The sequence below is a fragment of the Pantoea sp. GL120224-02 genome (assembly GCF_900215395.1).
In the GTDB taxonomy this organism is placed as follows: Bacteria; Pseudomonadota; Gammaproteobacteria; order Enterobacterales; family Enterobacteriaceae; genus Pantoea; species Pantoea communis.
In genome coordinates this window covers 372,549-388,360 of the sequence record NZ_OBEC01000005.1, presented here as the reverse complement: position 1 = coordinate 388,360, position 15,812 = coordinate 372,549, and the positions used below count along the sequence as shown (strand labels likewise).

The 15,812-nt window shown below is 53.0% G+C and carries 13 protein-coding genes; 4 read left to right on the top strand and 9 right to left on the bottom strand.

Translation table 11 applies throughout. The annotated features are described in order from the left end of the window. Positions 1–18: 18 nt before the first annotated feature. The 9 genes from bamA to rpsB form a co-directional block, all read right to left on the bottom strand. Positions 19–2,430: an outer membrane protein assembly factor BamA gene (bamA, locus tag CRO33_RS12835; RefSeq protein WP_097118389.1), complete on the bottom strand. Its 2,412-nt coding sequence runs from the start codon at positions 2,428–2,430 to the stop codon at positions 19–21. A 51-nt stretch (positions 2,431–2,481) separates the two neighbouring features. Continuing rightward, positions 2,482–3,831, bottom strand: coding sequence for a sigma E protease regulator RseP (gene rseP / locus CRO33_RS12830; protein ID WP_038648921.1), 1,350 nt, complete (start codon positions 3,829–3,831; stop codon positions 2,482–2,484). Positions 3,832–3,843: 12 nt separating this feature from the next. Further along, positions 3,844–4,701: a phosphatidate cytidylyltransferase gene (cdsA, locus tag CRO33_RS12825; RefSeq protein WP_034829478.1), complete on the bottom strand. Its 858-nt coding sequence runs from the start codon at positions 4,699–4,701 to the stop codon at positions 3,844–3,846. Positions 4,702–4,719: 18 nt separating this feature from the next. Then, positions 4,720–5,472 carry a (2E,6E)-farnesyl-diphosphate-specific ditrans,polycis-undecaprenyl-diphosphate synthase gene (ispU, locus tag CRO33_RS12820; protein WP_034829480.1) on the bottom strand — a complete coding sequence of 251 codons (753 nt, stop codon included), beginning with the start codon at positions 5,470–5,472 and terminating at the stop codon, positions 4,720–4,722. Between the two features lie 166 nt (positions 5,473–5,638). Further along, positions 5,639–6,841: a 1-deoxy-D-xylulose-5-phosphate reductoisomerase gene (gene ispC / locus CRO33_RS12815; RefSeq protein WP_176505770.1), complete on the bottom strand. Its 1,203-nt coding sequence runs from the start codon at positions 6,839–6,841 to the stop codon at positions 5,639–5,641. A 115-nt stretch (positions 6,842–6,956) separates the two neighbouring features. Next, complete coding sequence (gene frr, locus CRO33_RS12810) at positions 6,957–7,514, bottom strand: ribosome recycling factor (protein ID WP_034829486.1); 558 nt, start codon at positions 7,512–7,514, stop codon at positions 6,957–6,959. A gap of 143 nt (positions 7,515–7,657) precedes the next feature. Continuing rightward, positions 7,658–8,383, bottom strand: a complete 726-nt coding sequence (gene pyrH, locus CRO33_RS12805; RefSeq protein ID WP_034829488.1) for a UMP kinase — start codon at positions 8,381–8,383, stop codon at positions 7,658–7,660. A 154-nt stretch (positions 8,384–8,537) separates the two neighbouring features. Then, the gene (gene tsf, locus CRO33_RS12800) at positions 8,538–9,389 is read right to left on the bottom strand and encodes a translation elongation factor Ts (RefSeq protein ID WP_034829489.1); all 852 of its coding nucleotides are present in this window, start codon (positions 9,387–9,389) and stop codon (positions 8,538–8,540) included. A gap of 181 nt (positions 9,390–9,570) precedes the next feature. After that, entirely contained in the window at positions 9,571–10,290 is a 720-nt protein-coding gene (gene rpsB, locus CRO33_RS12795) for a 30S ribosomal protein S2 (RefSeq protein ID WP_034829491.1), read from the bottom strand. Between the two features lie 320 nt (positions 10,291–10,610). On the opposite strand from rpsB, the gene map reads away from it, so the two are divergent. The 4 genes from map to CRO33_RS12775 all read left to right on the top strand — a co-directional run bounded on the left by map (position 10,611) and on the right by CRO33_RS12775 (position 15,715). Then, positions 10,611–11,405: a type I methionyl aminopeptidase gene (gene map, locus CRO33_RS12790; RefSeq protein WP_034829494.1), complete on the top strand. Its 795-nt coding sequence runs from the start codon at positions 10,611–10,613 to the stop codon at positions 11,403–11,405. Positions 11,406–11,472: 67 nt separating this feature from the next. Beyond that, positions 11,473–14,127: a bifunctional uridylyltransferase/uridylyl-removing protein GlnD gene (glnD, locus tag CRO33_RS12785; RefSeq protein ID WP_058962066.1), complete on the top strand. Its 2,655-nt coding sequence runs from the start codon at positions 11,473–11,475 to the stop codon at positions 14,125–14,127. A gap of 76 nt (positions 14,128–14,203) precedes the next feature. Then, complete coding sequence (gene dapD, locus CRO33_RS12780; RefSeq protein WP_038648942.1) at positions 14,204–15,028, top strand: 2,3,4,5-tetrahydropyridine-2,6-dicarboxylate N-succinyltransferase; 825 nt, start codon at positions 14,204–14,206, stop codon at positions 15,026–15,028. A 294-nt stretch (positions 15,029–15,322) separates the two neighbouring features. Beyond that, positions 15,323–15,715, top strand: coding sequence for a DUF3461 family protein (locus CRO33_RS12775; RefSeq protein ID WP_034829501.1), 393 nt, complete (start codon positions 15,323–15,325; stop codon positions 15,713–15,715). The last annotated feature ends 97 nt before the right edge of the window (positions 15,716–15,812 follow it).

Here is a 15,812-nt window from a genome sequence, read left to right as displayed (position 1 = left end):
ACTTCCTTGTTCAGAGCCTTACCAGGTTTTACCAATGTTAAACTGGAACTGCTCTGACTTGTCTCCCTCGACTTTCTTCATCGGCTGAGCATATGAGAATACCAGCGGACCTAATGGCGACATCCATTGCAGGGCGACACCCGCAGAGACACGAATGTTATTCGGATCGCTGTAGTCCGGAATGCCCGCCGCACGCGTTTCTGCAGTGTTCTGCCATTTGGTATCCCAGACGGTACCGGCATCCATAAACACCGAAGTACGGACTGAGTTAGCGTATTTCTCGCTCAGGAATGGCGTTGGCGTGATCAGCTCAAGGCTGGCAATCGCCATAGCGTTACCACCCACCGCGTCATCTGACTTACAGATACCGTTAGCATCGGTCAGATTACAGGTGGACGAGTGATCGTTCAGATAAGCCGCTTTCGGACCAATGGTATTGGACTGGAAGCCACGAACCGTACTTGAACCACCGCCGTAGAAGTTCTCATAGAACGGCATCTCTTTTCCACCGAGCCCGTCACCATATCCGACACGGCCACGTCCCAGCACCACCCAGGTGCCATCACGGTTCAGTGGCACGTACTGCTGGCTATCCAACGTCGCTTTGTAGAAGGCGTTGTCGGAACCCGGAATGGTCACTTTGCCGTTCAGGTTGGTACGGTTACCCTTGGTTGGGAAGAATCCACGGTCCAGCGTGTTATACGTCCAACCGTAGTTGAAGGTGAAGTCATCTGCAGAGAAATCACCATCATCATTCAAACCCTGATGGCGTCCAACCGAGTCCAGATAACGCCACATCGCAACCTGCGGCTGCATGTTGGACAGGTCGTTATGCACATAACCCAGGCCGACACGCAATGTGTTGTTTTCATTAACCGGGAAGCCCAAAGTGCCATCCACACCATAACTTCTGTTGGTGTAGTCAGACAGGTCAGCATCGTCCGCTTTAAAGTCGTTATAGAATACGCGGCCACCCAGGCTCACACCGTCGACCGTGAAATACGGATCGGTCAGTGAGAATTCAGCATAGGTCTGGTAATCGTTTTTAGTACCGCTGATGCCAACGGTATTACCGGTGCCGAGCCAGTTTTCCTGTGTCACACCTACCTGGAAGCTGACGCCACTTTCAGTACCGTAACCCACACCAAAGTTGAAGGTACCGGTGTTACGTTCTTTAACCTTATAAACTACATCCACCTGGTCCGGAGAACCTGGCACACGCTGCGTGTCCACATCGACGGTTTCAAAGTAACCGGTACGGTTCAGACGCTCTTTACCCTGGTCAACCAGGTCGCTGCCCAGCCATGCGCCTTCCATCTGACGCATCTCACGGCGCAGCACGGCATCTTTCGACGTATCGTTACCTTCGAAGCGCACTTTACGCACGTAATAACGGTTACCGGCATCCACATTGATATGCAGTTTAACGGTTTTGTCTGCATCGTTAATTTCCGGCTGTGTCACCACACGCGGATAGGCATAGCCATAACGACCCAGCAGTTTTTTGATGTCGTCTTCCATCTGGGTAACTTTGGTGCCGTTGTACAGCTCACCCGATGGAATACGCGTCATCTTTTCGATTTCCGCAGAGTGGCCCGCCATGCTGCCGTTCACGATCACGCCGGCAATCTTATACTGATCGCCTTCGTTGATGTTCACAGTGATGTAGATGCCTTTTTTATCTGGCGTCAGGCTCACCTGAGTGGAATCGATGTTGAAGCGCGCATAACCGCGATCCAGATAGAAGCTACGCAGGGTCTCAAGATCCCCGGCCAGCTTTTGTTTCTGGTATTTACGATCGCCAACCACGTTCCACCATGGCACTTCATCACGCAGTGAGAAGCGCGAGATCAATTCGTCAGAGCTAAAGGCTTTGTTGCCAACGATGTTGATCTGCTGAATCTGAGCTGACACGCCTTCCTGGAAGACGAATTTCAGATCCACGCGGTTACGGGGCAGCGGTGTCGCAATCGCTTTCACGCTGGCGGTGTATTTACCGACGCTGTAGTAGAAGTCTTCCAGGCCCTTCTCAATCGAAGAAAGTGTGGTGCGGTCGAGTGCTTCACCGACGCGCACACCAGAAGCTTCAAGGTTCTGCTTCAGCTGATCTTCTTTCACCGCTTTGTTGCCGGAGAAAGTGATGCTGGCAATGGTCGGACGCTCTTTCACCTGAACAATCAGGGTTGTTCCATCACGCAGAACCTGAACATCTTCAAAGTTGCCGGTGGCGAACAGAGAGCGAATGGTGTTTCTGACGTCATCGTCAGAAATGGTATCACCGACACGTACGGGCATGCTGAGCAGAGCCGCGCCGACGGCGACTCGCTGGAGACCTTCGAAATGAATGTCCTTCACTACGAAATCGTCTGCACCGTAAACGGTGGCGCTGCTAAACAGCAGCGACGCTATGAGCAACTTTTTCATCGCCATCGTTGTTATGCGTTTTCCTAACACATCCCGCGCCTGTCCGCAGTCCAGCTATTACAGACGTGAGAAATCATTGAAAAGTGCAAGCCCCATTAATAACACCAGCAGAATTGAGCCAATGCGATAACTGAAGTCCTGAACTCGCTCGGACACCGGTCCACCTTTGATCTTTTCGATCGCCAGAAAGAGCAGATGTCCACCATCTAATACCGGCAGAGGGAACAGGTTGATGATCCCCAGATTGACGCTGATCAGCGCCAGGAACATCAGATAATAAATCACCCCGTATTCCGCTGATAACCCTGCACCTTGCGCAATCGAAATTGGCCCGCTCAGATTATTCAGCTTCACATCCCCGGTAATCAACTTGCCCAGCATTGAGACCGTTAACTTCATCAGTTGCCAGGTTTTGACACTGGCTTCACCGATAGCGGCAAAGGGCCCATACTGCCTAACCGTTTTATACTCATCCGGCAGCGGAATGACGCGCGGAATCACTCCCGCAAAGCCTTCCGCTTCATTGCCCGGTTTCGCTTCTGGCGTTAACGTCAACGCCACGAGTTCGCCGTTACGTTCCACATCCAGCGCCATGTTTTTGCGCGGATTATCGCGCACCTGCGCCGCAAAAGCCTGCCATTGTGTTAACGGCTGACCATCGACTTTAACGATCCTGTCGCCTGCTTGCAAACCGGCAGCGCTGGCCGGCGAATTTGCCTGCACTTCAGCTAAGGTCGTTTCGATTTGTGGCCCACGAGGACGAATCCCTAATGCCACAACCGGGTCCTGTTTATCCGGTTCAAACTGCCATTCGCGCAAATCGACCTGCTTCTGCTGCGTGGCATCTTCACCGAATTGCGAGACGGTAAGCGTGGTACTGCTGTCGCCGATTTTTCCGATCAGCGCCATGCGCACTGCATCCCAATCAGGCGTTTCGATACCATCTACCGCTTTAAGTTCCATACCGGAGGTAATTTGCGCTTCAGCTGCGACGGAACCGTTCAGAATTTCGCCAACAACCGGACGCACACCGGGAACGCCGTGGATAAAGACGACCCAATAAGCGAAGACGGCAAAGATAAAGTTAGCAATGGGGCCGGCCGCGATGATCGAAGCACGCTGCAGCACAGTTTTATTGTTGAAGGCCTGATGGCGGAGTTCAGCGGGAACGCTCTCTACGCGTTCGTCGAGCATTTTGACGTAGCCGCCGAGCGGGATCAGGGCAATGACGTATTCCGTGCCCTGACGATCGCTACGACGCCACAACGCTTTGCCAAAGCCAATCGAGAAACGTTCGACTTTAACACCGCAGCGGCGGGCGACCCAAAAGTGGCCGAATTCGTGCACGGTGATCAGTACGCCAAGTGCCACGATAAAGGCGACAAAACTCCAGAGTATGCTCAACATTGTCGCTAATCCTCAGAGGGTGCGGAACACCAGCAGCAGCAGGCAGGCAAAAACCGGCACCGCAGCGGTCAGGCTGTCGATACGATCGAGGATACCACCGTGACCCGGAATCAAGTTACCGCTGTCTTTGATGCCCGCTTCACGTTTGAACATGCTCTCGGTCAGATCCCCCAGAACCGAAGCCAGCGTAGCAATAACGGCACAGATAATCAGCGTACCCGGCGCCACAGAAAGCGGAGCCAGCAGCGCAAACAGCCAGGCGATAATCGCGGATGACAGCAGGCCGCCAAAGAAGCCTTCCCAGGTTTTACCCGGTGACACTTTTGGCGCCAGCTTATGTTTACCAAACAAACGGCCAAACATGTAAGCGCCAGAATCTGCGCCCCAGACCAGCAGCATCACAAACAGCAACCACCATGCTCCCGCAAAGTGATCGGTATCGTAATGATACTGGCGCAGCGCCATCATGCCCCAGAAGAAGGGAATCACGGTCAGGATGCCGAATAACACGCGGAGTGGGCGCGAAGTGCGCCACAACGCCGCAGAGGCAGGATAAAACAGCACGAGAAACAGGGCGACAATCCACCATCCCAGCGCGGCCCAAAGTGAGCCCTCCATCTGGAACTGGTGCAGATTGCGTTGATAGGGTTGCAGGGTGAACAGCATCACTGAGAGCAATAAACCGCATAACACGGCGAGCCAGATACGCTGCTGACGTGTCTTCATACCCGCCAGCTGCCCCCATTCCCAGGCGGCAAGCATACAGATGATGATAGTGGTAATCGCAAATCCGGACAGCGGTAACCAAAACAGAGCAGCGATCACCAGCGGAATCAGAATAAACGCGGTGATCAGACGAGACTTCAGCAAAGGTTACCCCCAGATTGCTCAGGCGCCGCCTGGTGCCGCGCCGCCAAAGCGTCGCTCCCGCGAAGAGAATGCATTCAGTGCACCTTCAAAAACGTGTTCATCAAAATCAGGCCAAAGAACATCGGTAAACCAAAACTCAGCATAGGCAATCTGCCACAGCAGGAAGTTGCTAATCCGATGCTCTCCCCCGGTCCTTATCACTAAATCCACCGGCGCCAGCTCCTGCATACACAGATAGGGAGCCAGACTTTCTTCGGTTATCTGGTCAGGACGTAATAAACCTTCCTGAACCTGTTCAGCCAGTTTTCTGGCACCCTGGATAATATCCCAACGGCCACCATAGTTGGCAGCAATGTTGAGGGTGAGTCCATTATTTTGCTGAGTCAGTTCCTCGGCGCGACGAATGCGTTCCTGAATACGATTATTGAAACGACTAATATCGCCAATCACGCGCAGACGCACGTTATGCTTGTGCAGGCTTTTGACTTCGCTGTCGAGCGCCCAGACAAACAATTCCATTAAGGCCGTCACTTCCTGTACCGGTCGGCTCCAGTTTTCACTGCTGAACGCATAGAGCGTGAGCGCTTCCAGTTTATGGCTGACCGCAAAGCTGACGGCCCGGCGTACTGATTTTACCCCGGCTTTGTGGCCTGAAATACGCAGTTTGCCCTGATTTTTTGCCCAGCGACCATTACCATCCATAATGATGGCCACGTGACGTGGCGTGCAGTACGACTCGTCATCGATTGTGTTGTGATTGTTGGACGACATAACGCGTAATAATTCCTTTCATCAGAAATGCTGTGGTTTCTGAATACATTGCGCCTGCGGCAAACCCCGGCATCGCTACCAGATGACATCGAAACAATGTCGGGCCGAAAAACGCGAGCGAGCGACTATACCATTTTCACCCTGAGCGAACAAATAGCGGGAAGTATCAACCTGCTAAACGAAAGCGTGGTAGCAATTCTGTGGCACAGATACGCGCTAACCGATCGATCTCCATCACATCCTCAATGCTGCCCGGCTCCTGGCATATCAGGGACGCCAGCACTTCGCTGTTGATGGCGGCGATGTCGGTAAAGCGAATCTGATGCTGCAGAAATGCCGCAACGGCCACTTCGTTTGCCGCATTCAGCGTGGTGGTGGCGGCCTGCCCTGTTGAGCAAGCATCGATTGCCAGCTTCAGGCAGGGATAGCGCTCATAGTCCGGCTCAGCAAACGTCAGTGACTTCATTCGCGTGAAATCGAGTGGCGTTACGCCGGCCGAAATACGTGCTGGCCATGCCATGCTGTGCGCGATAGGGGTTCGCATATCAGGCGACCCTAGCTGCGCCAGCACACTGCCATCGCAGTAACGCACCATGGAGTGAATCACCGACTGCGGATGCAGGATGACTTCCATCTGTGCGTCAGTGGCATTAAATAGCCAGCGGGCTTCAATGTATTCAAGACCTTTATTCATCATGGTGGCCGAATCAACGGAGATTTTACGCCCCATTGACCAGTTCGGATGTGCGCACGCTTGATCTGGCGACATAGCGGCCAAATCCGCTAATGGCGTGTCACGAAAAGGACCACCCGATCCCGTAAGGAGAATAGAATCAATGCCATTCTCTCGCAGATCAGCGTACCCCAACTGATGCTGTATGGAAGCGGGTAAACTCTGAAAAATGGCGTTGTGCTCGCTGTCGACCGGCAACAGCTGTGCCTTGTGATGACGCACAGCCTCCATAAACAGGCGGCCGCACGTGACAAGTGACTCTTTATTCGCGAGTAAAACGGTTTTGCCAGCACGAATTGCGGCAAGTGTGGGTTGCAGCCCAGAGGCGCCAACAATAGCCGCCATCACCTGATCCACTTCATCGAGTGCCGCCAGCTCGCAAGCCGCCTGAACGCCGGAGAGCACTTCGGTAGGAAGATTCAATGCTCTCAGTCGCTCACGCAGCGCTTGTGCGGAGGCTTCATCAGACATCGCCGCATAGCGTGGGGTAAATTGCTGACACTGTTCAGCCATCAGCGCTACGTTTTGACCCGCCACCAACGCGGTGACCTGGTACAAGTCTGGATTGGCTGCGATGACTGCCAGTGTGCTGGTACCAATTGAGCCGGTGGAACCCAGCAGAGTTAATCGCTTCATCATGCTATCCCTGTGACGTCGTGGATCGTGCCTGCAACAGCGCCAGGCACAATGTAAAACGCCGCCAGAGTCGCACAACGTCTCTGAACGGCGTTTTTAAAGGCAGTAGATGGAATTAGAAATCCATCAGTTCCTTTTCTTTTTCGGCCAATGCGACATCAACATTTTTGATATAGCCATCGGTCATTTTCTGGATCTCATCCTGCGAGCGACGTTCGTCGTCTTCGCTGATCTCTTTGTCTTTCAGCAGCGCTTTGATCTTGTCGTTAGCATCGCGGCGCACGTTACGAACAGAAACACGCCCCTGCTCCGCTTCACCACGCACGACCTTGATCAGATCTTTACGACGCTCTTCGGTCAGCGCTGGCAGTGGCACACGAATATCGGTACCTGCTGAGCTTGGGTTCAGACCCAGGTCAGATGCCATAATCGCTTTTTCAACGGCCGGGCTCAGTGAGCGGTCAAACACGTTGATTTTCAGCGTACGAGAATCTTCTACCGTGACGCTAGCCAGCTGACGCAATGGCGTAGGTGTACCGTAGTAAGGCACCATAATGCCGTCGAGCAGTGAAGGCGAAGCACGACCGGTGCGCACTTTGCTGATTTGGTTTTTGAATGCTTCCACGCATTTTTCCATGCGCGTGTCGGCATCTTTTTTAATGTCGTTAATCACGTTAAAACCCTTGGATTCGGTTTGACCTGGCCATCTCCGGGCAGCCCGGAAGTGGTATCGATAAACATCGATCATCCTGAAAGCTGCGCGATGCCACTGCATCGCGCCAACAGAATATACCTTATTTTATCTTGCGTCGGGTATTAATGCGTAATCAGAGTGCCTTCTTTTTCACCCATCACTACGCGACGCAGTGCGCCAGGCTTGTTCATGTTGAAGACGCGGATCGGCAGTTGATGGTCGCGAGCCAATGTAAAGGCCGCCAGATCCATCACTTTCAACTCTTTATCCAGTACTTCGCCATAGGTCAGCTGTTCATACAGCGTCGCATCCGGGTTTTTCACCGGATCATCTGAATAAACACCGTCAACTTTGGTGGCTTTCAATACCACATCGGCTTCGATTTCGATGCCACGCAGACAAGCGGCGGAGTCAGTGGTAAAGAACGGGTTGCCAGTACCGGCGGCGAAAATCACCACGCGGTTATTGCGCAGCAGGCTGATCGCTTCTGCCCAGCTGTAGTTATCACACACGCCATTCAGCGGAATCGCGGACATCAGACGCGCGTTAACATACGCACGGTGCAATGCGTCTCGCATTGCCAGACCGTTCATCACGGTTGCCAGCATACCCATGTGATCGCCGACCACACGGTTCATGCCTGCCTGTGCCAGGCCAGCGCCACGGAACAGGTTACCGCCACCAATAACCACACCCACCTGGATGCCCAGCTCAACCAGCTCTTTCACCTCTTGCGCCATACGGTCAAGCACGCTCGCGTCAATACCAAAACCTTCGGCACCTTGCAGTGCTTCGCCACTCAGTTTTAGCAGGATACGTTGATATACAGGTTTTGCGTTGGTCGCCATGGTCAATTCTTCCTGGAAGATATGATGAATGAGAAGTTAAATCTGATCGATCATCCGCTTAGCGAACGAAAAAAGCTATTGGGATGAGACTGAAAAGTGGTCCACGCAAAACGCAGACAAAAAAGAACCGCCTTCCGGCGGTTCTTTCGGAGCATTAAGACTGTTTGGACATTGCAGCAACTTCTGCTGCGAAGTCAGCTTCAACTTTCTCGATGCCTTCGCCCACTTCGAAGCGGATGAAGTTAATCACGTCTGCGCCTTTCTCTTTCAGAGCCTGGCCAACAGTTTTGCTTGGATCGATAACGAAAGCCTGACCGGTCAGAGAAACTTCGCCGGTGAATTTCTTCATGCGGCCTTCAACCATTTTCTCTGCGATTTCTTTAGGCTTGCCAGACTGCATGGCGATGTCCAGCTGAACCTGGTACTCTTTCTCAACCACATCAGCAGACACGTCTTCTGGCTTAACGAATTCTGGCTTGCTTGCCGCAACGTGCATCGCAACTTGCTTGCTCAGCTCTTCATCAGCACCGGTGGTAGAAACCACTACGCCGATACGTGCGCCGTGCTGGTAGCTGTTCAGCTGAGCACCTTCCAGGATAGCAACACGACGGATGTTGATGTTCTCACCGATTTTAGCAACCAGCGCTACGCGTTCTTCTTCGAACTGCGCTTTCAGAGCTTCAACATCAGTCACTTTACCAGCAACAGCTGCATCCAGCACTTTGTCAGCGAAAGCCTGGAATCCAGCATCTTTAGCAACGAAGTCAGTCTGGCAGTTAACTTCCAGAATCACTGCGAAACCATCAGCGATTTTGGTTTTGATCACGCCGTCAGCAGCAACGTTGCCTGCTTTCTTAGCGGCTTTGATCGCGCCAGATTTACGCATGTTCTCAATCGCCAGCTCGATGTCGCCGTTCGCTTCGGTCAGCGCTTTTTTGCAATCCATCATGCCTGCGCCAGTACGCTCACGCAGTTCTTTTACCAATGCAGCGGTAATTTCAGCCATTCCAGAATCCTCGATTCGTCTCTGTGTGCGTTAACACTGTCAGAAACTTGTTGCGGAAAATTTACTCTGCCCCGCTTACCCGAAAGAAGCGTGACAAACTTAGATAAATAAAAGGGGCCTGTGCGGCCCCCTTAACAGATAACATCTGATGTCTAAGGGCTCTTAGAAAGAGCGAACCTTATTAAGCTTCAGCAGCTTCTTCAGCCTGCTCAGCCAGATCCTGTGAACGGCCTTCGCGCACGGTGGTCGCAACAGCAGTCAGGTACAGGCTTACAGCACGGATCGCATCGTCGTTACCTGGGATAACGAAATCAACGCCATCTGGATCAGAGTTGGTATCAACGATAGCAAATACTGGGATACCCAGGTTGTTTGCTTCTTTGATTGCGATGTGTTCGTGGTCAGCGTCAACAACGAACAGTGCATCCGGCAGACCGCCCATATCTTTGATACCGCCCAGGCTGTTTTCCAGCTTGGCCAGTTCACGAGCACGCATCAGTGCTTCTTTTTTGGTCAGTTTGTCGAAAGTACCGTCCTGAGACTGAGTTTCCAGATCTTTCAGACGCTTGATTGACTGACGAACAGTTTTCCAGTTGGTCAGCATACCACCCAACCAGCGGTGGTTAACGAAGAACTGGTCGCAGCTCAGAGCTGACTCTTTTACCGCTTCGGCAGCAGCGCGCTTAGTACCAACGAAAAGGATTTTGCCTTTACGTGAAGAGATCTTCTGCAACTCAGCCAGAGCTTCGTTGAACATTGGTACAGTTTTCTCAAGGTTGATGATGTGAACCTTGTTACGAGCACCGAAGATGAATGGCTTCATTTTCGGGTTCCAGTAACGGGTCTGGTGACCAAAGTGAACACCAGCCTTGAGCATGTCGCGCATTGAAACAGTTGCCATGATTACCTCTAAAGTATGATTGGGGTTGGGCCTCCATGTATCCCATACAACCGACCTCTTTCAAGGCACCCCGGCGTATGTGTCGATACATGTGTGTTTTAGTACACATAATGAGTTTTATGCGTTTCCTGCCAGCCAACAAAACGAAGGTGACAGAGAATCGTCGGCGCGCTTTATACCATAACGCGCAGGAATACGCCAACAGTTGTTAGCAGCGTGAGCGAGGAGTCATCCCGATTTGGCAGCCTAATGACTGACTGCTAACATGACTGCCACAGAACTCATTATTGTCGAAAATGTCGGCAATTGCGGATTATTTAATGGCCATTTCAATCAAAACCCCTGAAGAAATCGAAAAAATGCGCGTGGCGGGCCGTCTGGCTGCTGAAGTGCTGGAAATGATCGCCCCGCACGTGGTGCCGGGTGTGACCACAGGTGAACTCGACCGCCTCTGCCACGATCACATCACGAATAAGCAGCAGGCTATCTCAGCCTGCCTTGGCTATCACGGCTTCCCGAAATCGGTGTGTATTTCGGTTAATGAAGTGGTGTGCCACGGCATCCCGAGCGATGACCGCGTTTTAAAAGATGGCGATGTAGTCAACGTTGACGTCACGGTGATCAAAGACGAGTATCACGGCGATACCTCGAAGATGTTCATCGTCGGCAAACCGACTATTCAAGGCGAGCGCTTGTGCCGTGTCACCCAGGAAAGCCTCTACATTGCACTGCGTCTGGTTAAACCGGGCATCCGCCTGCGCGAGCTGGGCCGTGCGATTCAGCAATATGTTGAAGCACAGGATTTCTCTGTGGTACGTGAATACTGCGGCCACGGCATCGGCAAAGGTTTCCACGAAGAACCACAAGTGTTGCACTATGATGCCGATGACGGCGGCGTGGTGTTGCAGGCGGGGATGACCTTTACCGTAGAGCCGATGGTCAATGCCGGTGATTATCGTATCCGCACCATGAAGGATGGCTGGACCGTAAAAACCAAAGATCGCAGCTTGTCCGCGCAGTATGAGCATACTATTGTGGTGACAGAAAACGGCTGTGAGATTCTTACGCTGCGTGAAGATGACACCATTGCTGCGGTGCTCGAAAACAACGCGTAACGTTCTTCAAGACAGTACCAGGCCGGCATAATGCCGGCCTTTTTTATGGCGCTTACGAGGCATGTCGATGAGTGGTAGCGTGACCGAAGCAGTACACAAAGGCCTGACTGATTCCCCCGCCAGCTGGCCCGATGAAGCCCTGACGCGTGACAAATTAAAACTCTATCTGGAGCAATTCCAGCAGCATCTCGGTATGGCCTTTGATGCCGGTACTGACGTTGAATCACTGATTGATGCCCGCACGCTATTTATCGATCGTCTGTTGCGCCGACTGTGGCGCTTCTACGGCTTCGATAAAATGAAAGAGATTGCGTTGGTTGCGGTGGGCGGCTATGGCCGTGGTGAACTGCATCCGCTCTCCGATATCGATGTCTTGATACTCAGCCGCCAGCCACTGGATGATGCGGCCGCGCAACGCACCAGCGAACTCCTGACGCTGATGTGGGATTTAAAACTCGAAGTTGGCCACAGTGTGCGCACGCTGGAAGAGTGCTTACTGGAGGGGTTGTCCGATCTTACCGTCGCGACCAACCTGATCGAATCCCGCATGCTGACAGGCGATGTCGCCCTGTTCCTTGAGTTGCAGAAGAACATTTTCAGCGATGGCTTCTGGCCGTCCTCTCGCTTTTTCGCGGCCAAGATTGAAGAGCAGCAGGAACGTCATCAGCGCTACCACGGCACCAGCTACAATCTCGAACCCGATATTAAAAGCAGCCCGGGCGGCCTGCGCGACATCCACACCTTACAGTGGGTGGCGCGCCGCCATTTCGGTGCCACCACCATGGATGAAATGGTCGGTTTTGGCTTTATCACGGAAGCCGAACGTAATGAGATCAATGAATGCCAGGAGTTCCTCTGGCGAATTCGCTTCGCGCTGCACTTAACGCTCACACGCTACGACAATCGATTGTTGTTTGATCGCCAGCTCACTGTGGCACAGCGGCTCAACTATCTCGGCGAAGGCAATGAGCCGGTTGAGCGCATGATGAAAGATTTTTACCGGGTGACGCGCCGCATTGGTGAGCTCAATCAGATGCTGCTGCAGCTGTTTGATGAAGCGATCCTCGCGCTCTCCACCACCGAGAAACCGCGCAGCATTGATGATGATTTCCAACTGCGCGGCAATTTGATTGATCTGCGTGACCCCACGTTGTTCGAACGTGAACCGCAGGCCATTCTGCGCATGTTCTATGTGATGGTACGTAATGAGAACATCACCGGCATTTACTCCACCACGCTACGTCATTTACGCCATGCGCGTCGTCATCTGAAGCAGCCGCTGTGCCAGATTGCCGAAGCGCGTGACACCTTTATGGCGATTCTGCGCCATCCGGGCGCGGTAAAGCGGGCGCTGGTGCCGATGCATCGCCACAGTGTCCTTTGGGCGTATACGCCGCTGTGGGGCAATATTGTCGGCCAGATGCAGTTTGACCTGTTCCATGCTTACACGGTGGATGAGCACACCATTCGCGTCCTGCAAAAGCTGGAAAGTTTCGCCAACGAAGCCACGCGTCCGATGCACCCATTGTGTGTAGAACTCTGGCCGCGTTTGCCACAGATCGAACTGCTGCTGATGGCTGCCTTATTGCACGATATTGCCAAAGGGCGCGGCGGTGACCACTCGATTCTGGGGGCGCAGGACGCGCTTGATTTTGCCGAATTGCACGGGCTCAACTCGCGGGAAACGCAGTTGGTGGCCTGGCTGGTGCGCCATCATCTGTTGATGTCGGTCACCGCCCAGCGCCGTGATATTCAGGACCCGACGGTGATTCAGCAATTCGCTGAAGTCATGCAGAATGAAAACCGCCTGCGTTATCTGGTGTGTCTCACCGTGGCCGACATCTGCGCCACTAACGAAAGTCTGTGGAACAGCTGGAAGCAGAGCCTGCTGCGTGAATTGTTCTTCGCGACCGAAAAACAGCTGCGTCGCGGTATGGAAAACAGCCCGGACTTGCGCGAACGCGTGCGTCATCATCGCTTACAGGCTCTCGCGCTGTTACGGATGGAAAACCTTAACGAAGAGCGCCTGCACCATATCTGGAGCCGCTGCCGTGCTGACTATTTCCTGCGTCACACGCCGAATCAACTGGCATGGCACGCACGTCACCTGATCGACCACGACCTCACCAAACCTCTGGTGCTGGTCAGCCCGCAGGCCACTCGCGGCGGGACTGAAATCTTTATCTGGAGCCCGGACCGCCCTCACCTGTTTGCCGCAGTAGCCGGTGAACTCGACCGCAGAAACCTGAGTGTGCACGATGCTCAGATCTTTACCAGCCGCGACGGCATGGCGATGGATACCTTTATTGTGCTGGAACCGGATGGCAGTCCGCTGGCCGCCGATCGTCATCCGATGATTATGCAGGCACTGGAGCAAGCGATTACCCAAACCGAATGGGTGCCGCCGCGAACACGTCGCCAGTCTGCTCGCCTCAAGCACTTCAGTGTCGATACCGAAGTGAATTTCCTGCCGACGCACACCGATCGTCGTAGCTATCTGGAACTGGTCGCGCTGGATCAACCAGGCTTGCTGGCGCGTGTAGGGGAAGTGTTTGCCGACCTCGGCGTTTCTCTGCACGGCGCGCGCATCAGTACGATTGGCGAACGAGTTGAGGATCTTTTCATCCTGGCGGACAGCGAACGGCGCGCACTTGATGTCGAAATGCGCAATGTGCTGCAACAACGGTTGACAGAGGCCCTCAATCCAAACGATAAAGTGTGACCGCAATCGATTTATCGACTTAATTCTCTGTGTCAGCGCGACGCTGGCACCCGTATGACAGACTCAGGAAATTATTATGCAACAGTTACAGAGCGTTATTGAATCTGCCTTTGAGCGCCGCGCCGATATCACGCCAGCCAGCGTGGACAGCGTGACCCGTGAAGCCATCGAACAGGTTATTGGCCTGCTGGATAGCGGCGAACTGCGCGTGTCTGAAAAGATCAATGGAGAGTGGGTAACGCATCAGTGGCTGAAGAAAGCAGTGTTGCTGTCGTTCCGCATTAATGACAACCAGGTGATGGAAGGCGCAGAAACCCGTTTCTACGACAAAGTCCCAATGAAGTTCGCGAACTGGGATGAAGCACGCTTCAAAAATGCGGGCTTCCGCGTTGTCCCCCCTGCTGCCGTGCGTCAGGGCGCTTTCATTGCACGTAACACCGTGCTGATGCCTTCTTACGTCAACATCGGCGCTTACGTTGATGAAGGCACCATGGTTGACACCTGGGCCACCGTGGGTTCTTGTGCGCAGATCGGCAAAAACGTTCACCTGTCTGGCGGCGTCGGCATCGGCGGTGTTCTGGAGCCACTGCAGGCTAACCCAACCATCATCGAAGACAACTGCTTCATCGGCGCACGTTCTGAAATCGTTGAAGGCGTGATCGTGGAAGAAGGTTCAGTGATCTCCATGGGCGTTTACATCGGTCAGAGCACCAAAATCTACGATCGTGAAACTGGCGAAGTGCATTACGGCCGCGTACCAGCGGGCTCCGTGGTGGTATCGGGTAACCTGCCGTCTAAAGATGGTAGCTACAGCCTGTACTGTGCCGTAATCGTGAAGAAAGTGGACGCTAAAACGCTGGCGAAAACCGGCATCAACGAACTGCTGCGTACCATCGACTAAGTTAGAAATTAGTTCGGTTACTCTGCCAACGGGCCTGTATTCAGGCCCGTAATTTTTTCTTTACACTCTCACCCAAACAACCTGCTTCGCGCCGCGAATTAACTGGTGCGTTTATTTTTCAAACAGTTCATAATCCGCGCCAGTTAACTCCGGTCGCGCACTGTTCATCCCGGTTTTTGTGTCTACAGTTGATTAAGTATGCCGTAAGCGTTCCGGTTGCTGTGTATCTGCCGCATCCCGAATGATGATGATAGTCCTGCGCGCTCACCCACTCTTAGATGGAATATAAACGCTATGTACGACAACCTGAAAAGCTTAGGTATCAGCTCTCCTGAAGACATCGACCGTTACAGCCTGCGTCAGGAAGCCAGCAACGACATTCTGAAAATCTACTTCCGCAAAGACAAAGGTGAATTCTTCGCCAAAAGCGTGAAATTCAAATACCCGCGTCAGCGCAAAACTGTCGTCGCCGATCACACCAGCCAGGGCTATAAAGAAGTACAGGAAATCAGCCCGAACCTGCGTTACGTGATCGACGAACTGGACCAGATTTGCCAGCGCGATCAGGTTGAAGTCGATCTGAAACGCAAAATCCTTGCTGATCTGCGTCATCTGGAAAACGTGGTATCCAATAAGATCGCTGAAATTGAATCCGATCTGGATCAACTGACCCGCAACGGTCGTTAATTTCCTCCCCCGCATTCCCAGGGCCAGCTTATGCTGGCCTTTTTTTTGCCTTAATTCCGTTTTATCTGGGCCTGTTTCACCTATCTGAATTCATAAT